Annotated in this window: 27 protein-coding genes and 1 tRNA gene; 13 read left to right on the top strand and 15 right to left on the bottom strand. The window is 68.0% G+C overall.

The window, feature by feature from the left end:
- The first annotated feature begins 1 nt into the window (after position 1).
- From IEY17_RS02825 to IEY17_RS02835, 3 genes are read left to right on the top strand one after another with little or no spacing between them, the layout of a single operon-like run.
- The gene (locus tag IEY17_RS02825; RefSeq protein WP_188985022.1) at positions 2–241 is read left to right on the top strand and encodes a DUF6158 family protein; all 240 of its coding nucleotides are present in this window, start codon (positions 2–4) and stop codon (positions 239–241) included.
- Positions 234–1,571 (top strand): NAD(P)/FAD-dependent oxidoreductase, encoded by a 1,338-nt coding sequence (locus tag IEY17_RS02830; protein ID WP_188985024.1) that lies wholly within the window; start codon positions 234–236, stop codon positions 1,569–1,571. Before IEY17_RS02825 ends, IEY17_RS02830 begins: the two co-directional genes overlap by 8 nt.
- Before the next feature lie 4 nt (positions 1,572–1,575).
- Positions 1,576–2,205 (top strand): UdgX family uracil-DNA binding protein, encoded by a 630-nt coding sequence (locus tag IEY17_RS02835; RefSeq protein WP_188985026.1) that lies wholly within the window; start codon positions 1,576–1,578, stop codon positions 2,203–2,205.
- Here the strand turns inward: IEY17_RS02835 and IEY17_RS02840 are convergent.
- Positions 2,188–3,528 carry a phenylacetate--CoA ligase family protein gene (locus IEY17_RS02840; protein WP_188985028.1) on the bottom strand — a complete coding sequence of 447 codons (1,341 nt, stop codon included), beginning with the start codon at positions 3,526–3,528 and terminating at the stop codon, positions 2,188–2,190. The genes IEY17_RS02835 and IEY17_RS02840 overlap by 18 nt on opposite strands.
- 146 nt (positions 3,529–3,674) lie before the next feature.
- On the opposite strand from IEY17_RS02840, the gene IEY17_RS02845 reads away from it, so the two are divergent.
- Positions 3,675–3,747 (top strand) — tRNA-Ala (locus IEY17_RS02845).
- Positions 3,748–3,829: 82 nt separating this feature from the next.
- On the opposite strand, the gene IEY17_RS25170 is transcribed toward IEY17_RS02845, so the two are convergent.
- From IEY17_RS25170 to IEY17_RS02875, 7 genes are all read right to left on the bottom strand, one after another.
- Positions 3,830–4,171 (bottom strand): tyrosine-type recombinase/integrase, encoded by a 342-nt coding sequence (locus IEY17_RS25170; protein ID WP_373289836.1) that lies wholly within the window; start codon positions 4,169–4,171, stop codon positions 3,830–3,832.
- A complete protein-coding gene (locus IEY17_RS26000; protein ID WP_373289838.1) occupies positions 4,063–4,674 on the bottom strand; it encodes a site-specific integrase in 612 nt (203 codons plus the stop codon). The genes IEY17_RS25170 and IEY17_RS26000 overlap by 109 nt, the downstream gene beginning before the upstream one ends.
- Positions 4,671–4,994, bottom strand: coding sequence for a hypothetical protein (locus IEY17_RS02855; RefSeq protein ID WP_188985030.1), 324 nt, complete (start codon positions 4,992–4,994; stop codon positions 4,671–4,673). Before IEY17_RS02855 ends, IEY17_RS26000 begins: the two co-directional genes overlap by 4 nt.
- The gene (locus IEY17_RS02860; protein ID WP_188985032.1) at positions 4,991–5,221 is read right to left on the bottom strand and encodes a hypothetical protein; all 231 of its coding nucleotides are present in this window, start codon (positions 5,219–5,221) and stop codon (positions 4,991–4,993) included. The genes IEY17_RS02855 and IEY17_RS02860 overlap by 4 nt, the downstream gene beginning before the upstream one ends.
- Positions 5,221–5,625 carry a DUF3307 domain-containing protein gene (locus tag IEY17_RS02865; protein ID WP_229679783.1) on the bottom strand — a complete coding sequence of 135 codons (405 nt, stop codon included), beginning with the start codon at positions 5,623–5,625 and terminating at the stop codon, positions 5,221–5,223. Before IEY17_RS02865 ends, IEY17_RS02860 begins: the two co-directional genes overlap by 1 nt.
- A gap of 72 nt (positions 5,626–5,697) precedes the next feature.
- The gene (locus tag IEY17_RS02870) at positions 5,698–6,096 is read right to left on the bottom strand and encodes a hypothetical protein (RefSeq protein ID WP_188985034.1); all 399 of its coding nucleotides are present in this window, start codon (positions 6,094–6,096) and stop codon (positions 5,698–5,700) included.
- Position 6,097: 1 nt separating this feature from the next.
- Entirely contained in the window at positions 6,098–6,340 is a 243-nt protein-coding gene (locus tag IEY17_RS02875) for a helix-turn-helix domain-containing protein (RefSeq protein WP_188985036.1), read from the bottom strand.
- 216 nt (positions 6,341–6,556) lie between these two features.
- Here IEY17_RS02875 and IEY17_RS02880 point away from each other — a divergent pair, with 216 nt between their 5' ends.
- On the top strand, positions 6,557–6,949 hold the full coding sequence (locus tag IEY17_RS02880) for a GntR family transcriptional regulator (RefSeq protein ID WP_188985038.1): 393 nt from the start codon (positions 6,557–6,559) through the stop codon (positions 6,947–6,949).
- Positions 6,950–7,212: 263 nt separating this feature from the next.
- On the opposite strand, the gene IEY17_RS02885 is transcribed toward IEY17_RS02880, so the two are convergent.
- From IEY17_RS02885 to IEY17_RS02900, 4 genes are all read right to left on the bottom strand, one after another.
- A complete protein-coding gene (locus IEY17_RS02885) occupies positions 7,213–7,470 on the bottom strand; it encodes a hypothetical protein (RefSeq protein ID WP_188985040.1) in 258 nt (85 codons plus the stop codon).
- Entirely contained in the window at positions 7,470–7,751 is a 282-nt protein-coding gene (locus IEY17_RS02890) for a hypothetical protein (protein ID WP_229679810.1), read from the bottom strand. Before IEY17_RS02890 ends, IEY17_RS02885 begins: the two co-directional genes overlap by 1 nt.
- Positions 7,752–7,855: 104 nt before the next feature.
- Positions 7,856–8,431: a flavoprotein gene (locus IEY17_RS02895; RefSeq protein ID WP_188985044.1), complete on the bottom strand. Its 576-nt coding sequence runs from the start codon at positions 8,429–8,431 to the stop codon at positions 7,856–7,858.
- On the bottom strand, positions 8,428–9,663 hold the full coding sequence (locus IEY17_RS02900; RefSeq protein WP_188985046.1) for a helix-turn-helix domain-containing protein: 1,236 nt from the start codon (positions 9,661–9,663) through the stop codon (positions 8,428–8,430). Before IEY17_RS02900 ends, IEY17_RS02895 begins: the two co-directional genes overlap by 4 nt.
- A 1,302-nt stretch (positions 9,664–10,965) precedes the next feature.
- Between IEY17_RS02900 and IEY17_RS02905 the strand changes: the two genes are divergently transcribed.
- From IEY17_RS02905 to narI, 4 genes are read left to right on the top strand one after another with little or no spacing between them, the layout of a single operon-like run.
- A complete protein-coding gene (locus tag IEY17_RS02905; RefSeq protein WP_229679784.1) occupies positions 10,966–14,607 on the top strand; it encodes a nitrate reductase subunit alpha in 3,642 nt (1,213 codons plus the stop codon).
- Between the two features lie 49 nt (positions 14,608–14,656).
- On the top strand, positions 14,657–16,339 hold the full coding sequence (gene narH / locus IEY17_RS02910; RefSeq protein ID WP_188985050.1) for a nitrate reductase subunit beta: 1,683 nt from the start codon (positions 14,657–14,659) through the stop codon (positions 16,337–16,339).
- Positions 16,336–16,974 carry a nitrate reductase molybdenum cofactor assembly chaperone gene (gene narJ / locus IEY17_RS02915; RefSeq protein WP_188985052.1) on the top strand — a complete coding sequence of 213 codons (639 nt, stop codon included), beginning with the start codon at positions 16,336–16,338 and terminating at the stop codon, positions 16,972–16,974. The genes narH and narJ overlap by 4 nt, the downstream gene beginning before the upstream one ends.
- Positions 16,971–17,717 (top strand): respiratory nitrate reductase subunit gamma, encoded by a 747-nt coding sequence (narI, locus tag IEY17_RS02920; RefSeq protein ID WP_188985054.1) that lies wholly within the window; start codon positions 16,971–16,973, stop codon positions 17,715–17,717. Before narJ ends, narI begins: the two co-directional genes overlap by 4 nt.
- A 9-nt stretch (positions 17,718–17,726) precedes the next feature.
- Here the strand turns inward: narI and IEY17_RS02925 are convergent, their stop codons facing one another.
- A complete protein-coding gene (locus IEY17_RS02925) occupies positions 17,727–19,052 on the bottom strand; it encodes a tellurite resistance/C4-dicarboxylate transporter family protein (protein WP_229679785.1) in 1,326 nt (441 codons plus the stop codon).
- Between IEY17_RS02925 and IEY17_RS02930 the strand changes: the two genes are divergently transcribed.
- Entirely contained in the window at positions 19,014–19,802 is a 789-nt protein-coding gene (locus IEY17_RS02930; protein WP_229679786.1) for a class I SAM-dependent methyltransferase, read from the top strand. The genes IEY17_RS02925 and IEY17_RS02930 overlap by 39 nt on opposite strands.
- 82 nt (positions 19,803–19,884) lie before the next feature.
- Here the strand turns inward: IEY17_RS02930 and IEY17_RS02935 are convergent, their stop codons facing one another.
- Positions 19,885–20,748, bottom strand: a complete 864-nt coding sequence (locus tag IEY17_RS02935) for a DNA-3-methyladenine glycosylase family protein (RefSeq protein WP_188985060.1) — start codon at positions 20,746–20,748, stop codon at positions 19,885–19,887.
- A 7-nt stretch (positions 20,749–20,755) separates the two neighbouring features.
- Positions 20,756–21,130 carry a VOC family protein gene (locus IEY17_RS02940; RefSeq protein WP_188985062.1) on the bottom strand — a complete coding sequence of 125 codons (375 nt, stop codon included), beginning with the start codon at positions 21,128–21,130 and terminating at the stop codon, positions 20,756–20,758.
- A gap of 79 nt (positions 21,131–21,209) precedes the next feature.
- Between IEY17_RS02940 and IEY17_RS02945 the strand changes: the two genes are divergently transcribed.
- The 3 genes from IEY17_RS02945 to IEY17_RS02955 all read left to right on the top strand — a co-directional run bounded on the left by IEY17_RS02945 (position 21,210) and on the right by IEY17_RS02955 (position 22,882).
- Entirely contained in the window at positions 21,210–21,686 is a 477-nt protein-coding gene (locus tag IEY17_RS02945; RefSeq protein ID WP_188985064.1) for a MarR family winged helix-turn-helix transcriptional regulator, read from the top strand.
- A gap of 152 nt (positions 21,687–21,838) precedes the next feature.
- Positions 21,839–22,261, top strand: a complete 423-nt coding sequence (locus IEY17_RS02950; RefSeq protein WP_188985066.1) for a type III secretion system chaperone family protein — start codon at positions 21,839–21,841, stop codon at positions 22,259–22,261.
- Between the two features lie 165 nt (positions 22,262–22,426).
- Positions 22,427–22,882: a MarR family winged helix-turn-helix transcriptional regulator gene (locus IEY17_RS02955; protein ID WP_188985068.1), complete on the top strand. Its 456-nt coding sequence runs from the start codon at positions 22,427–22,429 to the stop codon at positions 22,880–22,882.

Consider the following 22,882-nt stretch of genomic DNA (forward strand, 5'->3'; position numbering starts at 1 on the left):
CATGAGCATTTTCACCGGTATCCCGGGCCACGAGCTGACCGAGGAACTCCTGCTGCGGGAACTGCGCCACCTGCACGAGACCCGGCACGAGACGTTCCTGCACGGTTCCGCCGACTCGCTGCGGGAGCACACGGCGCGCACCTTCGAACTGGAACAGGAATACCTGCGGCGGCACCCGGAACGCGAGGTGGACCCCCGCCGCACCCGCGCCGGTGCGAGAGGGGAGCCGCAACATGCCTGAACCACGCGTCATGATCATCGGTGGCGGCCACTGCGGCCTGACGCTGGCGCTGCGCCTGCGGCGCACGCTGCGGCCCGGCGAGGCCAGGGTCACCGTCATCGACACCCAGCCGCACATGACGTACCAGCCGTTCCTGCCCGAAGCCGCGGCCGGTTCGCTCGAACCGCGGCACGTGGTGGTTCCGCTGCGGGAGGCGCTGCGCGGGTGCGAGGTGCTGACCGCGCAGGTCACCGGCATCGACCACACGCGGCAGCAACTGACCGCGATGCTCGGCGACGGCAAGGTCGAGCACTTCGGCTACGACATCCTGGTGGTCGTGCCGGGCTCCATCTCACGGGCGCTGCCGATCCCGGGCCTGGCCGAGCAGGGCGTCGGCTTCAAGACCATCGGCGAGGCGATCTACCTGCGCAACCACGTGCTGTCCAGATTGGACATCGCCGCCAGCACGGGTGACGAGAAGCTCCGCCGCAGGCTGCTGACCTTCGTGTTCGTCGGCGGCGGCTACGCGGGCATCGAGGCGATGGCGGAGCTGGAGAGCATGGCCCGTTACGCCATCCGCCGGTACCCGCCGGTGTCGCCGCAGGACATGCGGTGGGTGCTGGTCGAGGCGATGGGCCGGATCATGCCCGAGGTGAGCCCGCCGATGAGCGAGTACACCAAGCGGCTGCTCGAGGAACGCGGCATCGAGGTCAGGCTCAACACCACGGCGAAGTCCTTCGTGGACGGACACGTGGTGCTCTCCGACGGCGACGAGTTCGACTCCGACACCGTGGTGTGGACGGCCGGGGTCAAACCGCACCCGATGCTGGAGGAAAGCGACCTGCCGCGGGACGCCAAGGGGCGCGTCGAGTGCACCGCCACGCTCCAGGTTCGCGGCTGCCGCAACGTGTTCGCCGCCGGCGACTGCGCGGCCATCCCCGACCTGACCAGCAGCGACCCGGACGCCCTGTGCAGCCCGTCGGCCCAGCACGCGGTGCGCCAGGCGAAGGTGTTGGCGGACAACATCGTCGCGCTGCTGCGCGGCAGGGAACTCACCGACTACAGGCACCGGTACGCCGGGTCGGTTGCCGGGCTCGGGCTGTTTCAGGGGGCGGCCGAGGTCCGCGGGATCAAGCTCAAGGGCGTCCCCGCGTGGCTGCTGCACCGCGGCTACCACCTGGCGAGGATGCCGACGCTGTCCCGCAAGGCCCGCATCCTCGGCGACTGGCTGATGGAACTGCCGTTCCCCCGTCAGGCGGTGGCGCTGGGCGAGCTGCACGACCCCCGCGCCGAGTTCATCAAGGCCGCCAACACCCGCGGACTGCCCAGCCCGCACGGCCAGGCGGGGTGAGCGGGTGGCCGGCGCGCAGGAGTACGTCCCGGCGGGCACGGGCCTGCCGGAGCTGCGCCGCGCCGTCCAGGACTGCCAGGGCTGCGGGCTGTACCGCAACGCCACCCAGGCGGTTTTCGGGGAGGGCCGCGAGTCCGCGCGCGTCATGGTGATCGGCGAGCAGCCGGGCGAGAAGGAGGACCGGCAGGGCCGGCCGTTCGTCGGGCCCGCCGGGCGGATGCTGGACCGGGCGCTGGTGGACGTCGGCATCGACCGAACGGAGGTCTATGTGACCAACGCCACCAAGCACTTCAAGTTCTCTCGGGAGCGCGGCAAGCGCCGGATCCACCAGAAGCCGTCCCGGACCGAGGTCCGCGCCTGCCGCCCGTGGCTGGAGGCGGAACTGCGGGTCGTCCGGCCCGACCTGGTGATCTGTCTGGGCGCGACGGCCGCCCAGGGGCTGCTAAGGCCGTCGTTCCGGATCACCCAGGAACGTGGCGCGGTGCTCGAACTGCCCGAACACGACGCGCGGGTGGTGGCCACGATCCACCCGTCGGCGATCCTGCGGGCCGAGGACCGGGAGACGATGTACCAGGGCTTCGTCGCCGACCTGCGGGTGGCGGCGGGCGTCCTGCGCTCACTCCAGGCCGGGTAGCGGCACCACGCCGTGCTCCCACCGCACCAACCGCTGCGCCTTGCCGGTCACGGCGCGGGGGACGTGGTCCGGCGGCAGCACCCGCACCAGGCAGCTGATGCCCAGCCGCGCGAGCAGCGCGGCGGTCAGGTCCCGCTCCAGCGACCCGGTGTCGCCGAGCGGGTCGCGCGGCTCCACGGCGATCCGCAGCTCCGGCCGCGAGCGGTCCCGCCGGTCCTCCACGACCAGGTAGTGCGGCGCGACCCGCGGATCGGCCAGCAGCACCGCCTCGATCTCGGACGGGAACACGTTGACCCCCCGGATGATCAGCATGTCGTCGGTGCGCCCGAGCACGCGTGTCATCCGCCGCAGCGTGCGCGCCGAACCCGGCACCGGGCCGCTCAGCGCGGCGACGTCCCCGGTGCGGTACCGCAGCAGCGGCGTCCCGGTCTTGGTCAGCGTGGTGAACACCAGCTCCCCGGGCTCGCCGTCCGGCACCGGCCGCCCGTCCGGCCCCACCACCTCGGGGAAGAAGTGGTCCTCCGCGACGTTCAGCAACCCCTCGGAATCCAGCGACTCGCACGCCACGCCCGGCCCGATGACCTCGGTCAGGCCGTAGATGTTGAGCGCCCGCAGCCCCAGCAGCCCCTCGATCCCCACCCGCATCTCCTCGGTCCACGGTTCGGCGCCGAACAACCCGACCCGCAGCGACAGCTGCTCGGCGGTGATCCCGGTGGACGCGAACGCCTCTCCGAGGTAGACGGCGTACGACGGCGTGCAGCACAACACGTCGGGCCGCAGGTCGAGCAGCAGCCGCAGCTGCCGGTCGGTGGCCCCGCTGGACACCGGCAGCACCGTCGCGCCGAGCCGGGTGGCCCCGTGGTGCACGCCCAGCCCCCCGGTGAACAGCCCGTATCCGTAGGCGCAGTGCACGAAGCTCCGCCGCGACACCCCGGCCCCGCCCAGCGCCCGCGCCATGACCTGGGCCCACACGTCCACGTCGCGCGCGGTGTAGGCGACCAGCGTCGGCCGCCCCTTGGTCCCGGATGAGCCGTGCACGCACACGACATCCTCGGCTGGCGCCGACCGCATCCCGAACGGGTAGTGGTCCCAGAAGTCCTGCTTCGTGACGAACGGCAGCCGGGGCAGGTCGTCCAGGCTCACGTCGGCACCGCGGTCGACCCCGCAGGTCCGCAGCCGCCCGGCCTGCACCCCGCCGGCGGCCAACAACCGGTCGACGAGCCGCCGCAACCGCTGTTCCTGCAGCTCACGGCGTCTTTCAGGATCAGCCCCCTCGGCCTCGGGAGCCACCAGCGAAGGCTTCGCGCGCTGTGCTCTGGCCACGCCCCACGGTGTAGCAGCTCCCACCACCACCCGGCTAGATCCAACCAGGGGGACCCCCTGAAAACCCCTCCGGCGGCCTGTTGTACTGTGTTCACACACGAGCTGAACGGCCGAGGGAAAGGCCGGAAGGCCGGACAATCAAACAAGGGGCTGTAGCGCAGTTGGTAGCGCACTTGACTGGCAGTCAAGGGGTCACGGGTTCGAATCCCGTCAGCTCCACGCAGTCTAGAGGGCCGGTTACCAGGGAGAAATACCAGGTAACCGGCCCTCTGGCTATCCGACGGTCGGTTCGATGGCCGGTCTACACGGCTCGGAGCTGTGGACCATCTGTGGACCGACGCAGGTGTTTCGAGAGCAAAGCACCGGCATTGGTGACCGACTGGTGGCTGGTGTGCAGGTACCGCTGCGTCGTGGTGAGTGATGCGTGACCGGCGATCTTGCGCAGGTCGTGCACCTTCACCCCGGCATCGGCCAGCCACGTGAGCCCGGTGTGGCGGAGGTCATGCCGACGCAGGTGTTCGTACCCGAGCTTGGTCATGACCTCGTCCCAGTGCGTGGCGTCGCGAAGCACTGCGGTGGTGATCCGGCCGCCGCGTGGTCCAGTGAAGAGCCGGGCGTCGGGGCTCCCGTTCGTTGCAGCGATGCGCCTGCTGACAAGTTCGCGGATCTCCTCGATGAGCGGCACCGTGCGGGCGCGTTGCCCTTGGTTCCCTTGTCGACCAACCCGCCCGGCGCTGTGGTGGTCTGTCGCCGGAGGGTCCATTTCCATTCCGTGGTGTCGATGTCCTTGACCCGACAGCCGGACACCTCGCCGATACGGGCCGCCGTGCACGCAGCGAAGATCACGACGTCACCCCAGCCCGTGTACTCGTTGAACGACCGAGCGACGAGAGCATCGGCCAGGCGCTTCAGCGAATCCCAGTCGGGAAGCGCCAGGGAACGCGGATCGTCCAGCTCGTCTTCGGCCTGGCGGAACTCGCGCTGCCATCCTGTGACGCGCGCCGGGTTCTGGTCGATCAGGCCATCGCGCACGGCCTGTTCCATAACGCGCACCAGCACAGCAAGGCTGTTTTTGATCGTGGACATGCTGTGCTCGTCCGCGATCCAGCCGTGAACGGCTCGATCAACCGCGCCGTTCGTGATCATGCGAACCGGGATGTGGCCGAGCGTCGGAACGACGCGCTTTCGCCACGCGCTTGGGCGTCCCAGGCCAGCAACAGCGGCGCGACGATCAACGCCGCCCACAACCCCGACAGGGCCGTCTGCGGGGCCGCCGTACGCCACCGCGCCCACCGCTGCTGACGCTCCCGCCGCCGCTCCCGCCGCTCCTGGCGGGCCTGCTCGGCCCGGCGTTCCTCGCGGTCCCGGCGAGTCTGCTCCCGCACTGCGTCAGCCTCGGCCTGCGCCTTCGCGGCCTCGGCCCTCGCGATCGTCCGCGCCGCACGCGGGTCGTAAATCGTGGTCATCGCCCGCTCACCCCCAACCGCGGAGCCGGGGCGAGCTCGGCGAGCCGGTCAACCCCGACCATCACCAACCGCAGCACCGCACCCACACCAACCAGCAGCAGCACCGGCAACACCGTGACCACCGCGAAGCGACCCACCACGAGCAGCACCAGCAGCAGCATCGGCAGCACAACCAACACCAGCAGCTCAACCAGCCGGGACCCGGCCCAGCCCAGCGCCGTCTTCATCACGCACCCCCCACCACTGCGGTCAGCAGGGCGGCGACGAACAGCCACAGCCAGTGCCAGGACTGGTCCAGCACGTACGCGCCGGTCCCGAGGTTCGGGTTGTCGTCGTGACCGTCACGGGGAGCGCCGAGCCGGTAGAACCCGGCGTTCCCGCTGATCGCGGCCAGCCGTGCGAGGGTGAAGCGGCGGTCGGCCCAGTAGTGGGTCACCGCGGACACCACCTGGCCGAGCACGAACCCGACCGGGGTGATCGCCAGGCCCAGCACCGCCCACACGAGCGCGACGACCAGCGCCGTCACGGCGGTGTAGGTGGCGACGTGCTTGAAGCAGTTCCACCGGCCGACCCAGTTGCGCAGGTGCTTGTGCCCGGCCTGGTGGCTGGTCTGCACCCAGTGATCCGCCACGTTTGTGCGCCACCAGCAGGCTCGGCAGCACCGCCGCGAACGTCACCGCGGCGTCGAGGTTCCCGATGCTCATCACCGGCTCACCCCCACCAGCTCGCCGCGCACCCGGCGCGGGGCCGGGGCGTTGACCGGCGCGAAGACCTCGGCCACCTTGGCGCGGATCGCCTGGATCAGCGCGTACTCGTCCGTACCGGGCTCGGTCTCCTCGATGGTCAGCTGCGCTTCCTCGATCACGTCGGCCGAGTCGTTGAGCAGCGTGTCGAACAGCACTTGCCGCGCGTAGTCGGCGTCCAGCTCCGACAACTGCGCGCCCCCCTTGATGACCACGTAGAACACCGCCACGATGTCCTCATAGGACAGCGGCACGACCATCGCGACCTGCAACGCCGCCGGGGTCTCGCTGCTCTGCCGCAGCGCAGCAACGAACTCGGTGCGCTGCCCGTTGACCAGTCCATAAGTTTTGTGCGTCATCTCAGGCCACCTCCTTGCCGTCCTGGTGGGCGGCGTCGGTGGCCGACGCGGCCTCGGACGCGGACGGCTCGATCGGGGCCATGCCCAGGCTCATGAGGTAGGCGTTCAGCGACTCGGCCGGGATGCGCAGCGCGCCGTTGCCGAACCCGACCCGCACGGAGTGCAGCCGCCCGGACTCCGCCAGGCGGTAGACCGTCGAAACGTGGACGTCGAGCATCTGGGCGACTGCCTTGACTCGGTACATCCGAGTACCGTTGACCTGCATCGTTAGCGTTCCCTGCTTTCGATGTCCGCCCCGGTTGGTGTGCCAGCACCAACCGGGGCTTCGTGCTTCCTGTGCGAAACAGGCGAACCCTGCTTACACTGCAAGCTTAGCTATCAGTGTCATAACAGTGCAACCGTGACAACTGCTCTGTTCGAGTGATCTGACAGAGCTAGCTATCGCGATAGAGTCGGGTCCATGGGACTGAACCCCGGAGACAAGCGCCCCGCGTACCAGCAGGTTGCAGACAACCTGCGGCGAATGATCGTTACCGGCGAGCTCGCGCCGGGCGACCAACTGCCGTCGATCTCCGCTCTCAGGGAGGAGTACGGCATCTCACCCATGACAGCGCGGGCAGCGATCAAGGAGTTGAGCAGCGCTGGTCTGGTGGTCGTTCGCCAGGGGCAGGGTGCCTTCGTCCTCGAAGGTGCCGCAGCGAAGACCGATCTCACCGTTGACGACCTGGCCGAGCTCTTCCAGCAGCTCAGCTCGGCGGTCGAGACGCTCACCCAGCGGGTAGCTGAGATCGAGGCGAAGCTTCCTGCTGATCAGGAGAAGTCCGAGCCTCAAGGGCGGAAACGCGGTCGCTGAGTTCCGCGACCTGGTCCACGATCGTCAGCGCCAATTCGCAGTTCGTTCAAGTTCATCTTCTGGCTTCCCATGGTGATCCCGTCCTTGGATGATTGGCGGGGCAGGGGACGGGAAGGTCTGCCCCGCCAATCGGTAGGTCAGCCCTGCTATGTCGGGGAAAGCAGGGCTGACCAAGCCGTCACAGGTAGATCCGGACGCGCCGTCGGCGCATCCGACGTCCTTCGCGCTTCTTGCGCCAGCGCTGCATCAGCCTCACGAGCACGTCAGCGGCCCTCCGGTTCGGCGAACTGGGCGACCGCGCTGCTCACGCACTCGTTGAGCCGAAGCAAATTCCGACGCCCCAGCGTGTAGACGACCGGCGTCAGGGAGTCGATGAGCAGGTCGGCGGTGTTGAACTCCGGCCACAGGGTGACCTCGATGCCGGTTCGATCGGCGATCAGCATGCGTTTCGGCTTGCCCAGCGGCATCGGGACACCGGTCAGGTACTCGCTCGGCCAGGGGAGTCCGGCAGGGTGGGGCATCAGGCATCACCCTCGCTGGACAGAGCCCCGGAGGACTGGATGCCGTCAACGTGAAGACGGTGCCGCCCGAGGCTCTGCTGTTCGCACCACTGGGCGAAGTCGAGCGCCGCGCTGGCCAGGCCACGAGCGAAGCGGGCAGCGTCACCTGGGCCACCCAGCCGTGCGGGGACCTGCACACTCAGCGCGGCGCCTCCAACGCCGACCATGAGCTGCCGCACGCCAGGCGTTGGTTCGACGACCTCAGCCCCGTCACCAGCAGCAGGCTGCACGATCACGTACATGCTCACGGGTTCTGTCCTTCCTGATCAGCCCCACCTCTTGGGGCGCTGGTATCAGGATAACCCGGAATCAAGAAGAGGACCCGGACAAACTGTCCGGGTCCGTTTCAGTCGCTACTGGACACGCCTTGACCAGGCACGATCGCATCGACAGCGTCGAGGATCTTCGCCCACGGGAGATCCTTGCCCGGAGCGCTGCGAGGTTCGTGCAGTGGCCAGTACTCGTCGCCCATCAGCAGGTGCACTCCCGCGCTGCGAAGCCCCTCGATGTGTGAGTTCCAGGCGGGCTGTCGTGCGTGCGCCGCGTTGATCCTCGGGAAGACGGCGACCGGCACGACCTGGCCGCCGATCGCTTCGCACACGCTGGTCAGCGCTTGGTTGTCGGCCAGGCCGAGGGCGAGCTTTGCGACCGTGTTGGACGAGGCCGGGCAGACCAGGTAGCAGTCGATCGGCGGGTGCGGGCTCGGTTCGCCCGGCAAGCGCGGGGAGACACGGCACGGCTGGCCGGTCACCTTCTCGATCTGCTCGATCTCGCCAGTGGCCTCCAGCCATGTGCCGGCGGTGGGCGTCAACGTGACCGCGACCTGCCAGCCGCGGGCGATCGCCGGTTCGATCAACGCGGGCCGGATGCGCTCCAGCCCCCCGGCGGCAGAACCGATCAAACCGAGTGTGCGTGTGCTCATCGAACCGCCCTGCATCGTTCAGCCAACCCCAGCAACGGCGAGGACTTCCCGTTGCTCACCGGCGCGCGCCGGTACATCGTCCGCACAACTTCGCGGACCATCGAACTGTGCCGCACCAGCTGCGGTGCCTTCTGCTCTGCGTCGAGCAGCACCCGCAGCGCGTCGTCATCCCGCGCGAGCATGCTCAGTGCTCGCGCGAGGTCGATCGCGTGCGTGACCTGGCGCTCGATCGGAAGATGAGTGGGGCGGACGGCTTCGCCGCGCTCGACGACGTTCGCGACGTCGCCAAGGTCGAGCGCAGCCGACAAGCGGTGCAACTCGACGTTGGACGGCCCGAAGCCGGTCTGCCAGTAGTTCGCGTCTTTTCCGAGCCGCTCCGCGGCCGTGCTGGCCTGGTTCAGCAGCTCGGTCGCTGTGCGCCGGTCCTGCCGCCGCGCAGCTGCGACCGCCGTGCGGAGGAACAGCATGCCGTACAGGCTCAGCGCCCCAGGATCGCCTTCACGCAGCGCGGGAGCCATCCAGCGCGCCGCAGTCTCGCCGAGGCTCAGCGCCTCGTCGAAGCGGCCGACCGCCAGTAGGGCATGAGTCCCGGCGCGCGCGGCGGAAGCTAGGACGAGCGGGTCCTCGGCTTGGTCGGCGGCCTGCATAGCGCGCTCCGCAGCGATCCAGGACAGATCCGCCTCGCCGACCTTGCTCAGGGTCGTGGCGGCCAGATGGTGAATCCGCGCAGACACCGCGTAAGCCCTGCGCGCATAGCTCGGACGGCCAGCTGCGCCGCTTTCGAGCTGCTGGGCTGACTTGATCAAGCCCGGCAGTACGTCGATCACGTGCCCGACCGCACCGTTCTGGTACTGGTGCCAAGCTTCCTCGGTCACCCGAGCGACCGGCTCTGGATCGACGTACTCGGGTTGCAAGACGTCGCCGAAGAGTGTCCGGGACAGCCGCTGCGGAGACATTAGCGCGTCACGGACTGCGGGAACGTCGTCGTTGTTGTCCTCGTCTTCGAACAGCACCGGCTCGCCGAGCAGGTCGTTGAGCGTGACCCGGAGCTGGCGTGCCAGCTCGACCAGGACGTCAATGCGGTTCACCTGCCGCTCGCCGCGCTCGACCTTGCTCACCCAGTCCTCAGACCGGCCCATCAGCCCGGCAAGCAGCGCCTGCGACATGCCACGGCGACGCCGGTAGAACGCCACCCGTTCCCCGATACTCAGCTCATCTCCAGCGCCACGCACGCGATCGAGCGTAGCAACGGCAATCGTTACGAACGAAGGTTCGCGGTGGTCAACCGGTCGGGCGCGGACCTGCGGTGTGTCACCGCTGTCACCTTGTCACCGCGTCGTTATTGACCTGCAGAAATCGAGGTGACAGCCGATTGGTCAGGACTCGCTATCGGGGCTGGAACAGTGGGGGCAGCAGGGCCGGGCAGCAGTTTGCCGGGACCTTGGGTCGGCGTCCGAATAAAAACCGCTCTGCGGCCTTCTCAGGGCTCAATGAGAAGGCCGCAGAGCGACACTTAGAACGGCGAGGCTCGATCGTGGAGAACGGCCCATCTGCTGGCCACACGCCGTCTCAGCACCGTGATAGCCGTTGTTTACTGGCCACCGCTCCGGCGGGGTGGGTGGAAGTGAGAAGACTCAGGCCTGGTGCCGCGTAGCCATCGTTCGAACGCCTCTCGCTCATCGTATCGACGATCGAGCGCCCAACGTTCTGCAAGGACATAGAGCGTCCGAACGTCGCGCTGCAACTGCTCGTCGTATCGGATCTCGTCTGTCGCAGGTCGCACGTCGTAGGACGTGATGAGGGTAGACATGCGGCCGGCTCGGCCGAACACCAGCGCGGGCTCAAGGTGTTAAGAAGACCCATGTCTGCGGGAGTGGACCGCTCATGCGTACGGCATATCCGCGACGGCGAACGAGCGCGTCGGTTCGCTCACCACCCGGTAGGTTGGCAACCTCATGCAGGTGGTCGTAGTACGGTGCCGAATCAGCTCACTCGGGGCAGGTATCGGCCGTGGTCATGCTCGATGCTCCTTGTTGTGGAGAGCGGATACGTGTCCGCGGTTGCGGTGCCCCTACTGTTACAGCATTCGTGGTCCGCGTGGACCATCTGTGGACCGCGACCATCGCGACAGGTGCGAAACGTGCAGGTCGGTGCAGCGGAGGCAAACGCCGTTTGAGCCGGTCCTTCCAGGTCGTGGAAGCAGAAAAGAACTGGCAGTCAAGGGGTCACGGGTTCGAATCCCGTCAGCTCCACGCAGGTAGCGGGGCCGATGTTCGCGAGAGCATCGGCCCCGCTGCTTCGTTGAGTGACTAACTGGGTGACCACCGCTTGCCGCGTTGGTCTGAGAAGAACCGGTCCGTGGTGCCCCGTGTCGCGTGCGGGTGGGTCCGCGCGTCGATCAAGCTTGGCCGGATCCCAGTCCCTGCATCCTGTGATGTTGGCCACCTTCGAGTACGTTGGGGTCGGCGTGGGAAGGTGGGCGACACGCGATGGCACACACCGATCGACGCGGGCCGCGAGTGCACTCAGACCTGATGGAGGCTCTTGTCCGCACGCGTCGGTTCTTCACCCGTGACGAGGTGTCTGCGGACTCGCGTGTGCTGTTCAAGCGGGGTGGCAGGCAGGCCGACGAGTTTTACCGGGACCGCTGGAGCCACGACAAGGTGGTCCGGTCGACCCACGGTGTGAACTGCACGGGGTCGTGCTCGTGGAAGGTGTACGTCAAGGACGGCATCATCACCTGGGAGGCACAGCAGACCGATTACCCGGCGGTGGGGGCCGACCGGCCGGACTACGAACCGCGCGGTTGTCCACGCGGGGCTGCCTTCTCCTGGTACACCTACTCCCCAACTCGGGTGCGGTACCCATACGTCCGGGGCGTGTTGTTGGAGGCGTATCGCCAAGCGAAGGCACGCACCGGCGACCCGGTACTGGCCTGGCGAGCGGTCGTGTCCGACCCGGTGACCGCACATCGGTACAAGGCAGCGCGGGGCAAGGGCGGACTGGTGCGGGCGAGCTGGGACGAAGCCTGCGAAATCATCGCCGCCGCGCACGTACACACGATCCGGGCCTACGGGCCGGACCGGGTGGCGGGATTCTCACCGATCCCGGCAATGTCGATGGTTTCGCATGCTTCCGGCTCCCGGTTCGTGTCCCTGCTCGGCGGCACGATGCTGTCGTTCTACGACTGGTATGCCGATCTGCCTGTGGCGAGCCCGCAGGTCTTCGGTGACCAGACCGACGTCCCCGAGTCCGGCGACTGGTGGGACGCGGGCTATCTCATCATGTGGGGCTCGAACCTGCCGGTGACCCGCACACCGGATGCGCACTGGATGGTCGAGGCCCGCTACCGGGGCCAGAAGGTGGTTGCGGTCTCGCCCGACTACGCCGACAACGTGAAGTTCGCCGACGAGTGGCTGGCCGGGCGGCCCGGCACCGATGGTGCACTCGCCATGGCGATGGGCCACGTCGTGCTGCGGGAATTCTTCGTTCAGCGCGAGGTGCCGTATTTCGCCGACTACGTGCGCCGCTTTACGGACCTGCCATTCCTGGTGCGGCTCGACCCAGGCGCCGACGGTGTCATGCTGCCCGGACGGTTCCTGACCGAGGCGGATCTCCACGACTGCGTGGGCGAGAACGCGGCGTTCAAAACCGTGCTGATCGACGATGACACCGGGGAACCCGTGGTGCCCAACGGATCGTTGGGATTCCGCTACGGGGAGGACGGCGTCGGCCGGTGGAATCTTGAGCTGGGCGACCACCGGCCGCGGCTGAGCCTCTACAGCGGCGAGGCCGACAGTGTTGTGGTCGAGTTGCCGCGCTTCGACCAACCCGGCCAGCTGCGGCGCGGCGTTCCGGTGCGACGGATCGGCGAGCACCTGGTCACCACCGTTTTCGACCTCCTGCTCGCGCAGTACGGCGTCCAACGCCCCACCCTGCCCGGCGACTGGCCAACCGGTTACGCGGACGCCTCCCAGCCATACACGCCCGCGTGGCAGGAACCCATCACCGGGGTGCCCGCCGCGGCGGCGGCCAGGGTCGGCCGGGAATTCGCGGCCAACGCGGAGGAAACGCGGGGCCGGTCGATGATCATCATGGGCGCGGGAACCAACCACTGGTTCCATTCCGACACCATCTACCGGACGTTTCTCGCACTGACCACGCTCACCGGCAGCCAGGGCGTCAACGGTGGCGGCTGGGCACATTACGTCGGCCAGGAGAAGTGCCGCCCGCTCACCGGCTGGGCGCACCTGGCGTTCGCGCTGGACTGGCAGCGGCCGCCGCGCCACATGGTACAAACCGCCTACTGGTACCTGCACACCGACCAGTTCCGATACGACCCGATCGGCGCGGAGGCCCTTTCTGCGGCACGCCCAGGGGGCCGGTTCGCCGGCATGACCACCGCCGACGTCATCGCACAGTCGGCCCGGCTCGGGTGGATGCCTTCGTACCCGACCTTCGACCGCAACCCGCTCGACCTCGCTGACGAGGCCGAGCAGGCGGGAAAATCCGTGGCCGACCACGTGGTGGCGCAACTACGGCAGGGGCGGTTGCGGTTCGCCTGCGAGGACCCTGATGCTGAGCAGAACTTCCCGCGCGTGCTGAGCATGTGGCGAGCGAACCTGCTCGGCTCGTCGGCCAAGGGAAACGAGTACTTCCTCAGGCATCTGCTCGGCACGGACTCATCCCTGCGCGCGGACGAGGCACCACCCGGCGCCCGGCCCAGGGACGTGACCTGGCGGGAGAACGCGCCGATCGGCAAGCTGGATCTGCTGCTCACCCTGGATTTTCGCATGACCAGCAGCACCATCTTCTCCGACGTGGTGCTGCCCGCAGCGACCTGGTACGAGAAACACGACCTCTCGACCACGGACATGCATCCGTTCGTGCACTCGTTCAACCCGGCGATCGCGCCACCTTGGCAGACTCGCACTGACTGGCACGCGTTCCAGTCCATCGCGGAAGCGTTCAGCAGGCTCGCGAAACAACACCTCGGCGTGCGCAGGGACGTCGTGGCAACGGCGTTGCAACACGACACCCCGGACGAACTGGCGACGCCGCACGGCATCGTGCGCGACTGGCGCCGGGGTGACTGTGAGCCGGTGCCCGGGGTGACCATGCCCCGGTTGACGACCGTCGAACGCGACTACGGTGCGGTTGCGGCCAAGATGACCGCACTCGGACCGCTGGTGGACACGCTCGGCGTCACGACCAAGGGTGTCACCTTCGACGTCAGCGGGGAAGTGGCGTACCTGCGCGACACCAACGGCACCGTGCGGGACGGTGTCGCCGCTGGCAGACCGTCCCTGGCCCGTGATCGAGCGGCGTGCGAGGCGATCCTCGCGCTGTCGGGTACCACCAACGGGCACCTCGCCACCCAGGGCTTTCGACGGCTGGAGCAGCGCACCGGCACCAGACTGGCCGATCTCGCCGCAGAACACGAAGGAAAGCGGATCACCTTCGCCGATACCCAATCCGCGCCGGTACCGGTCATCACCTCGCCGGAGTGGTCCGGTTCCGAAGCCGGTGGCCGCCGCTACTCACCGTTCACCATCAACGTGGAGCGCAGCAAGCCGTGGCACACGCTCACGGGGCGTCAGCACTTCTACCTCGACCACGAGTGGATGTCCGAGGTCGGGGAGAATCTGCCGGTGTTCCGGCCGCCGCTGGACATGACCGCGCTGTTTGGCGAACCGGGTATCGGTGAACGCGGCGCCGAGGGCATCGCCGTTCGCTACCTCACCCCGCACAACAAATGGTCGATCCACTCCGAGTACCAGGACAACCTGTTCATGCTGAGTCTCTCCCGCGGCGGTCCAACCATCTGGATGGCGCCGGAGGACGCCAAGGCGATCGGGGTGGCCGACAACGACTGGATCGAAGCGGTCAATCGCAACGGCGTCGTCGTGGCGCGTGCGGTGGTCTCCCACCGGATGCCTGGAGGCACGGTGTACATGTATCACGCCCAGGATCGGCTGATCGACGTTCCGCGCAGCGAGACCTCCGGCAGGCGAGGTGGCATGCACAACTCGCTGACCCGGCTGTTGATCAAACCGTCGCATCTCATCGGCGGGTACGGCCAGTTGTCGTTCGCGTTCAACTATCTCGGGCCCACCGGAAACCAGCGTGACGAAATCACGATGATACGGCGTCGGAGCCAGGAGGTGACCTACTAGCGAAACCCCTACTGACATGTGCACTCGTCCCGGGAGAGGTGAGCCACGGATGCGGCCGATGGCGCAACTGGCGATGGTGATGAACCTGGACAAATGCATCGGGTGCCACACGTGCTCAGTGACCTGCAAACAAGCCTGGACGAACCGGGCGGGAACCGAGTACGTCTGGTTCAACAACGTGGAAACCCGGCCGGGTCGAGGTTACCCGCGCGACTACGAGAACCAGGAACGCTGGCGCGGCGGCTGGACGCTCAACCGGCGCGGAAAGCTGAAGCTCAGGGGCGGTGGGCGGCTACGCAAACTGCTCACCATCTTCGCCAGCCCGAAAATGCCTCACATCAGCGACTACTACGAACCCTGGACCTACGACTACGCCGATCTCACGACCGCCCCGTTGCAGGAGCACACCCCTGTCGCGCGCCCCAGATCTCTGATCAGCGGCAAGCCAACGAACATCACCTGGTCCGCCAACTGGGACGACAGCCTCGGCGGAGGCCCGGAAGAAACCGCCAGGGACCCCATGCTCGACAGCATTTCGGACAAGGTGAAGCTGACTTTCGAGCAGAGCTTCTTGTTCTACCTGCCCCGCATCTGCGAGCACTGCCTCAACCCGTCCTGCGCGGCGTCCTGCCCGTCCGGTGCGATCTACAAACGCAGCGAGGACGGCATCGTGCTCGTCGACCAGGACCGGTGCCGGGGCTGGCGGCAGTGCATCACCGGGTGCCCGTACAAGAAGATCTACTTCAACCACCGCACGGGCAAGGCAGAGAAGTGCACCTTCTGTTTCCCCCGAGTCGAGGTCGGCCTGCCGACCGTGTGCGCCGAGACCTGCGTCGGCAGGCTCCGCTACATCGGCGTCGTGCTCTACGACGTCGACCGGGTCGCGGAGGCGGCATCCACCCCGAACGAACAGGACCTCTATCCCGCGCAACAAAACATCCTGCTCAACCCGCATGACCCCGAGGTGCTGCGAGCAGCCGAACGGGAAGGTATCCCCGATGACTGGCTCGACGCCGCTCGCCGGTCTCCGATCTACTCGCTGATCAACGACTACCAGGTCGCCTTACCGCTGCATCCGGAATACCGGACCATGCCGATGGTCTGGTACATCCCTCCGCTGTCCCCGGTCGTCGATGTCCTGCGTGACACCGGCAACGACGCGGAGGACAGCAACAACCTCTTCGCCGCGATCGACGCGCTGCGCATCCCGGTCGACTACCTGGCGCAATTGTTCACCGCGGGAGACACCCGACCGGTCGACCGCGTGCTGCGCACGCTCGCCGCGATGCGCAGCTACATGCGCGATATCAATCTCGGGCGACAGCCACGGGAAGCCGTCCCCGAAGCCGTGGGGATGAGCGGCGAACGCATCCACGCGCTCTACCGACTGCTTGCGCTCGCCAAGTACGACGAGCGCTACGTCATTCCGCCGGCCCACGCCGAACAGGCACACGGTCTCGAGGAGCTCGCCACCGGTTGCAGCCTCGACTACGAAGGCGGTCCGGGGATGGGCGGACCATTCGGTGAGACCTCCGGCCGCCCGTCACCGATCGCCGTGGAGAACCTCCACATGCTGGCCAGCCGGCAAAGCTCGGACACCGTCGCCGCACCGGTCAACAAGCACGAGCGCATCAACCTGCTGAACTGGGACGGCAAGGGCAGACCGGAAGGGTTGTTCCCGCCGCGCCGCGAGGAACAGGACACCGGCAACGACGAGCGTGGCACGTCATGAGCAGGGCCCATCCCCTCGCCTGGCAAACGCAGTCACTGCTGCTGGACTACCCCACCGAGCAGCTGCTCTCCCACCTGCCGCTGCTCCATGAGGTCACGGCCCCATCCGGCCCGTTGCAGCGGGCGGTGCGCGATCCGCTCGCCGCGTTCCTGCAGCACGCCGAGCACACCCCGCTCGGTGATCTCGCCGCCGACTATGTCGCGACCTTCGATCACCGGAAACGGTGCAGCCCCTACCTGAGCTATTTCACCTACGGCGATACGCGCAGGCGCGGCATGGCCCTGCTGCGATTCCAGCACGCCTATCGCGCGGCGGGTTTCCGTCTCACCGACAAGGAGCTGCCTGATCACGTCGCGGTCGTCCTCGAGTTCGCCGCGGCCGAGCCGGAACCAGGCCAGCGTCTGCTCATCGAGTACCGGGCCGGGATCGAACTGCTGCGGCTCGGGCTGCACGAGGCCGCTTCCCCCTGGGCCTGGCTGCTCGACTCGCTGACGGCGACGCTGCCCCGGCTGACCCGACGGGAACTGGACAGGATCACGCGACTGGCCGCCTCGGGACCACCCGAGGAAGAAGTCGGCCTGGAACCGTTTGCTTCCGGGGCAGCGAGCCCAGGACGGAAGGAAGCCACACCATGACCAGGTTGAGTCCGCTCGACATCCTGCTCTGGGTCGCTGTTCCGTACGTGGCCATCGCGGTGTTCGTCGTCGGCCACGTCTGGCGCTACCGCTACGACAAGTTCGGCTGGACCACGCGATCCTCACAACTCTACGAGCACAGGTTGCTGCGGCTGGGCAGCCCGCTGTTCCATTTCGGAATTCTCGTCGTGATCATCGGCCACGTCGTCGGGATTCTGGTGCCGGCCTCGTGGACCGCAGCGGTCGGCGTCAGCGAGGACCTCTACCACGTCGTCGCTGTCGTCCTTGGCACCATCGCGGGCGTCTGCACCCTGGTCGGCGCGGCGATCCTGATCTATCGCCGCCGCACCGTCGGGCCGGTGTTCACCGCGACCACCCGCAACGACAAGGCGATGTACGTGCTCCTGGTCGCCGCGCTGGTCTCCGGACTCGTCACCACGGTGCTCGGCAACATCACGGGAAACGGCCACAACTACCGGGAAACCGTCGCCCCCTGGTTCCGGTCGATCTTCTCCCTCCAGCCCGATCCCGAGCTGATGCTGGCCGCGCCACTGGGCTTCCAGGTGCACGCGCTGCTCGCCTGGGCACTGTTCGCCTTCTGGCCCTTCAGCAGACTCGTGCACGCGTTCTCGTTTCCGCTCGGCTACCTCACCCGGCCCTACATCGTCTACCGCAGCCGCGACCCCCAGCTCGGCACCCGCAGCCCACGCCGCGGCTGGGAGCGCACACCGTGGTCGCGTTGACCGGCCGGTTCACGATGTTGCGTCACCTCGGCCGCCGCCGTCACCCCGCAACCAGCGGTGACCCGCAACGAGCATGGCCGCGAACACGATGATCCACACGGCCAGCGCAACCCACACGTCCCGGCCGCCCAGAGCAACCAGCCAGGGCGCGCCGGTGACACGGCCCAACTGGTCGCTGGCCACGCCGTACATGCCCACCGGGAAGACGATGCTCCACAGGGCGGTGTCGTAGCGCAACGGCTCCCGGCGCCCGATGTGCCGCCACACGCCGAGGGCGACCAACAACGGGATCAGCCAACTGCAGAACGACCACAGCACCACCGAGGTGCCCGTGAAGAGATCGCGCGACAGCAGCTGAGTGGCGTCCGGCAACGTGACCAGCCGGGTGCCAGCCAGGACCGTGATCGCCGCGGCTCCCATGAAGATCCAGTACGGCGGAACCAGCTCCGAGGCGTCGACCGGACGCACCAGCAACCGGGCCAAACCGAGCCCGGCCAGCAGCAGATACAGCACCAAACCGGTCGCCCAGCACACCAACCCCACCACCGCCAGGACAGTCGTGGGGCCCGACGGCGCGAGTGTGGCAGCGGCGACCGCGACCGACTGTGTTCCGACGACCCACATGAACCAGGTGCCATTGACCTGGTCCAGAGTCGGATGGCGGCGTGGTTCGGCGATCATCCTTAGCGGCACGCCATAGCCCAGCACCAGGTAAGCCAGCACCCCCACGATCAGGAACGCAGTCGCCGATCGCCACCAGCCGTCGAGAGCCAACCGCGCGGCCAGCACGTCCGACGCGGCCACGAACGTGAGGAAGGTGAACCCGCGTGCGCTGACCACATCGGCCACCACCTGCCGCGGCCATCGCAGCAAACGCCACCCGGACACGACCACCAACACGACATAACCGGCCAACCCGACCAGCAGCAGCGCATCCGAGGCGACCGGCACGCCGGCACCGTCCAGTCCGATGGACACGATGCCGGTCGCCATGACAAAGGCGAACACCCCCGGATTGAGACCGCGCAACACCCGCCACCAGCGCGCTCGTCCCACCCGGTAATCCGGCAGCACCCACCGCCCCACGTCAGCCTCCATCGGTCGGATCAGCTCGACCGATTGTCGTTCAGCCACCCGGACAGCACGCCTGGCCGTCGTGGAGATCACCGTCATCGCGGACCACGCTGTCCCCGCAGGCGGCAAAGCTACCCTGGGGCGATGAGTGATGACACCTGGGCTGGCACGAGCCTGCCTGACCGCTTCGCTGACGAGGCTTATGCCTCGGTGAAGGGGTACGTGCGCACCCATGTACTGCACCAGCAACTGCTCAGGCATCTGCCGCCGGCCCCCGCTCGGGTGCTCGATGTCGGTGGTGGCGCGGGGCATCAGTCGTTTCCGCTGGCCCAAGCCGGGTACGACGTGACGCTGCTCGACTCGTCGCCGGCGATGCTGGACAAGGCCCGGCAGCGACTCAACCGGCTGCCTGACCAGGCCCGGCAGAGGGTGACACTCGTGCAGGCCGACGGCGAGAACGCCGACGAGGCGGTCAAGGGTGCACGCTTCGCCGCGGTGTTGTGCCACGGCGTGCTTGGGTACCAGGAGCACCCTGAGCTGCTGCTCGACCAGCTGTGCCGATGTGCCGCCGACGGTGGCCTCGTGTCGATCATGACCGGCAACGCCAGGACGATGGCGGTACGCCCCGCCCTGGAACGGCGGTGGGACGACGCGCTGGCGGCGTTCGACACCAGGACCGAGACCGTGCCCGGGCTCGGGGTGCGGGGACGGGCCGACACGGTGGAGGAACTCAGCGAGCTCGTCCGCCGCCGCGGCGTGGAGCCACTGTGCTGGTACGGGGTCTGGCTGTTCGTCGACTGGCTCGAGTTCTGTGGAGTCGAGTTGGACCCCGGCGATGCCGAGCAGGTGGCGGCGACGGTCGCGGTCGAACTCGAAGCCAGCCAACGAGACCCCTACCGCCAACTCAGCCGTGCCTTCCACCTCGTGGCACGCAAGTTGCCAAGCTTCAGCCGCGGTGTGGCCAGGCTGGGGGTGGCGAGCACGAATCGAGCGTCCGTCAGGCACGCGTAAAGGCGGCGACCGTCCTCGATCGAGGACTTCACTGGATGTCCTCGATCGAGGACAGCGCTCCTTCCGCGCTGCACCGGCGGTGTCAACTCATCTCGTGGGTGCGCTGTTCCCTGAGGGCACGGAGGTGCACCGCCGCCCATGAGCGGAACGGCCGCCAGGCGTCGGAGATGTCGGTGAGCGTGACGCCCGGTCCGTAGCGGTACGCGATCTCCGCGTGAAGTCGACGTTCCGCGCGTGGCACGATGTCGCGCGCGTTGGTCCCGCGGATGAGGATGAGGTCTGTTGCGAACGGTCCGATCCCTTTGATCGACAGGAGTTGCTCGCGAGCCTCCTCCTCCGGCAGCGCACGCAGGCGGGGGCCGTCGAGGATGCCGTCGAGGGCGGCGATCGCCACCGCCGCGAGATAGTCGGCTTTCCGCCCGGGGAGGGTGAGGTCTCCGCTGTCGACGGCCTGGAGGAGAGCGCCGGGGGCCGGAAACGCGCCATCGTCTCCGTAGGTGGCGATCAGGTGCCGCCGGAGCCGTGCGGCGTCGGGAACCCGCATGCGCTGGGAGAGCACGCACCATGCGGCGGCCTCGTAGGGTGAGTGGAATCCGCAGGGGCGGAAGCCGGGAAGCTGCCGCTGCGCTGAGGCGATGACGGGGTCGCGGTCGCCGACGTCGGACCACGCGGTTGCGTCGACGTCGAGGGACAGGAAGCGGGCGACCTGCCCGGCGGCGGCGATCAGATCGCCGTCGCCGGACAGCTCGATGCGGGCGGTCGCGTCCTGGTGCGTGATCCTCGCGGAGACGGCCGTCCAGTCGCGTTCGCTGATGAACCGGGCGTGCAGCACGTCGGGATCACCGTCGGCCGCGATGGCGGTCGGCGTGAACTCCTCCCAGAACCGTTTGCTCGTCCGCAGCGACCACGGCCCCGCCACCTCGATGGTGGTTTCGTAGCGTGCCATGAGTGCCTCAGGCCCGGGAGTGGATCGTGACGATGTAGCCGTCGGGGTCGCGGAACGAGAACTGCAGGCCGAACGGGCCCTCGAACGGCTCCTGGACGATCGGCACGCCTTGCTCAACAAGGCGTGCGTGCAGTCCTGCCGCGTCCTCGTTGTGGAACCACACCCCGACACCCGCGCCCAGCTGCGGGATGGCATCGAGATCCACCCCGGGGAACGGGTCCCGCACCGCGAACGCGGTGCCCCCCGCGGAGAACACCGCCGCGGCGGGGTTCGAGTCCGGCAGGCGGGTGAGCCCGACCACCTCCTCGTAGAACCGTGCGGAGGCCGCACGGTCCCGAACCTGGAACGACACGAAGTCCGGTCCGCTCGTGGTAGCTGCCATGGGAAGGCTCCTGTTCTCGTCGATCCATCAGAAGTGTCAATATCCTGACACTCAACCCGGGCTGTGTCAAACTATTGACATGAACGAGGTGAGGCGGACACTGTCGCAGGAGCTGGGGGTGCTGATCAAGGAGACGCAGTCGATCCTGCATCAGCGCATGGATGAGCGGCTGCGACCGCTTGGGCTGAGCGTGCCGCAGTACGCGAGTCTTCAGGCACTGCACGACACGCCGGGCATCACCGGCTCCGAGCTCGCCCGGCGCGCCTTCGTGTCCCGCCAGTCGATGAACGTCCTGCTGCAGGGCCTGGAGCGGCGTGGCCTGGTCGAGCGGTCGAGCGAGCCGGGGCCGAGGCGGGAACGCGGCACCGTCCTGACCGCCGCCGGCGAAGAACTGCTCATCCGCGCTCGCGAGGACGTCGCCGCCGTCGCCCAGCTCATGACGGACCAGATCGCGCCGGCAGACCTCACCCGCCTGCGCGAACTTCTCACCGTCTGCCGCGATGCGCTCCTCGATCTCCGTCCTCGACGGGAGACGACACGGAGGTCCCATTCCTGAGGCCGGTGTCCATCCGCGACGTGCTCAACTGATGACCTGCTGCGAACGGGTGATCAGCCGCCGGGATACCGGACATCGTGGACATCGCCCCCTCCCCGGTGGGGCAGCTGGCATACCCTCGTCGGGTTCGGGATCACGACTGGGGAGGAATCGTGGCCACCTGGGAGGACCTCGCCGAGTTCGTCCGCGCCGAGTACCAGCTCGCCGAGGACGAGGACACCGAGTACCGGATCATCGAGGACAGCGGTGAGGAGATCCGCATCCTCGTCGAGTACGACGACAACCGCAGCCAGATCGTCATCCTCTGCCGCGAGGTGCTCGACGGGCGGGAGGACTGGGTGCAGGTCGTCTCCGTGGTCGGCCGGGCCGACGAGATCGACCTCCGCAAGCTGCTGGAGGAGATCGGGCAGACCTCGGTGGTGTGCGGTGCGGTGATCATCGGTGACCACGTGGTGCTGCGGCACTCGCTGCCGTTGGTGAACCTCGACATCAACGAGTTCACCGACCCGCTGAACTTCGTCGCCGAGACCGCCGACCACCTGGAGGAGCTGCTTCTCGGCGGCGACGACCACTGAGTGGCGGGGGAGCCCGCGGCGGGCTCCTTACCCGGTCATGCGCGCGTGCAGATACGACGCGCATGCAGGTAGTTGCATGTGCGTGCTGAATAGTTGCACGCGCGCCATACCTGCGCAAGCTGCTACAGTGGGGAGCAGTACAGGTCACGCCGGGGGAGGTGTGCGGTGGGGATCGCCGATGACGCGGTGGAGGTTCGCGCGCACGGCTGGCGCACACTCGCCGCGCTGCACGGCGTGCTGGAAACCACGCTGGAAAAGGCATTGCAGGCCGAACACGGCCTGTCCGTCGTTGAGTACACCGTGCTCGACGCGCTGAGCAGGCAGGACGGCTGGCACATGCGGATGCGGCAGCTGGCCCGCGCAACCGCGCTGAGCGGCAGTGCCACCACACGCCTGGTCAGCCGCCTCGAGAACCGTGCACTGCTGGCCCGGGTCCTGTGCAAGGAGGACCGCCGCGGTATCTACACCGAGCTCACCGACGCCGGCCGGGACCTGCTGGCGCGGGCGCGTCCGACGCACGACGAAGCCCTGCAGAAGGCGCTGGCGGAGGCCGAGCAGGTGCCGGAGCTGGCGCCGCTTGTCGCCGCGCTGCACCGGCTGCCGCAGCACCCAGGCGCCTGA

Origin of the sequence: Saccharopolyspora thermophila, from assembly GCF_014646075.1 — a bacterium.
Lineage (GTDB): Bacteria > Actinomycetota > Actinomycetes > Mycobacteriales > Pseudonocardiaceae > Saccharopolyspora > Saccharopolyspora thermophila.

Bases quoted from the DNA above. Each gene is read 5' to 3' on its own strand.
- IEY17_RS02895 (WP_188985044.1), bottom strand. From the start codon at position 8,431: ATGAGCACACGCACACTCGGTTTGATCGGTTCTGCCGCCGGGGGGCTG.
- narI (WP_188985054.1), top strand. From the start codon at position 16,971: ATGACCAGGTTGAGTCCGCTCGACATCCTGCTCTGGGTCGCTGTTCCG.
- IEY17_RS02880 (WP_188985038.1), top strand. From the start codon at position 6,557: ATGGGACTGAACCCCGGAGACAAGCGCCCCGCGTACCAGCAGGTTGCA.
- IEY17_RS02945 (WP_188985064.1), top strand. From the start codon at position 21,210: ATGAACGAGGTGAGGCGGACACTGTCGCAGGAGCTGGGGGTGCTGATC.
- IEY17_RS02830 (WP_188985024.1), top strand. From the start codon at position 234: ATGCCTGAACCACGCGTCATGATCATCGGTGGCGGCCACTGCGGCCTG.
- narJ (WP_188985052.1), top strand. From the start codon at position 16,336: ATGAGCAGGGCCCATCCCCTCGCCTGGCAAACGCAGTCACTGCTGCTG.
- IEY17_RS02935 (WP_188985060.1), bottom strand. From the start codon at position 20,748: ATGGCACGCTACGAAACCACCATCGAGGTGGCGGGGCCGTGGTCGCTG.
- IEY17_RS02940 (WP_188985062.1), bottom strand. From the start codon at position 21,130: ATGGCAGCTACCACGAGCGGACCGGACTTCGTGTCGTTCCAGGTTCGG.
- IEY17_RS02885 (WP_188985040.1), bottom strand. From the start codon at position 7,470: ATGCCCCACCCTGCCGGACTCCCCTGGCCGAGCGAGTACCTGACCGGT.
- IEY17_RS02905 (WP_229679784.1), top strand. From the start codon at position 10,966: ATGGAGGCTCTTGTCCGCACGCGTCGGTTCTTCACCCGTGACGAGGTG.
- IEY17_RS02925 (WP_229679785.1), bottom strand. From the start codon at position 19,052: ATGCCTGAGCAGTTGCTGGTGCAGTACATGGGTGCGCACGTACCCCTT.
- IEY17_RS02890 (WP_229679810.1), bottom strand. From the start codon at position 7,751: ATGTACGTGATCGTGCAGCCTGCTGCTGGTGACGGGGCTGAGGTCGTC.
- IEY17_RS02875 (WP_188985036.1), bottom strand. From the start codon at position 6,340: ATGTACCGAGTCAAGGCAGTCGCCCAGATGCTCGACGTCCACGTTTCG.
- narH (WP_188985050.1), top strand. From the start codon at position 14,657: ATGCGGCCGATGGCGCAACTGGCGATGGTGATGAACCTGGACAAATGC.
- IEY17_RS02825 (WP_188985022.1), top strand. From the start codon at position 2: ATGAGCATTTTCACCGGTATCCCGGGCCACGAGCTGACCGAGGAACTC.
- IEY17_RS02860 (WP_188985032.1), bottom strand. From the start codon at position 5,221: ATGAAGACGGCGCTGGGCTGGGCCGGGTCCCGGCTGGTTGAGCTGCTG.
- IEY17_RS02870 (WP_188985034.1), bottom strand. From the start codon at position 6,096: ATGACGCACAAAACTTATGGACTGGTCAACGGGCAGCGCACCGAGTTC.
- IEY17_RS26000 (WP_373289838.1), bottom strand. From the start codon at position 4,674: ATGATCACGAACGGCGCGGTTGATCGAGCCGTTCACGGCTGGATCGCG.
- IEY17_RS02855 (WP_188985030.1), bottom strand. From the start codon at position 4,994: ATGACCACGATTTACGACCCGCGTGCGGCGCGGACGATCGCGAGGGCC.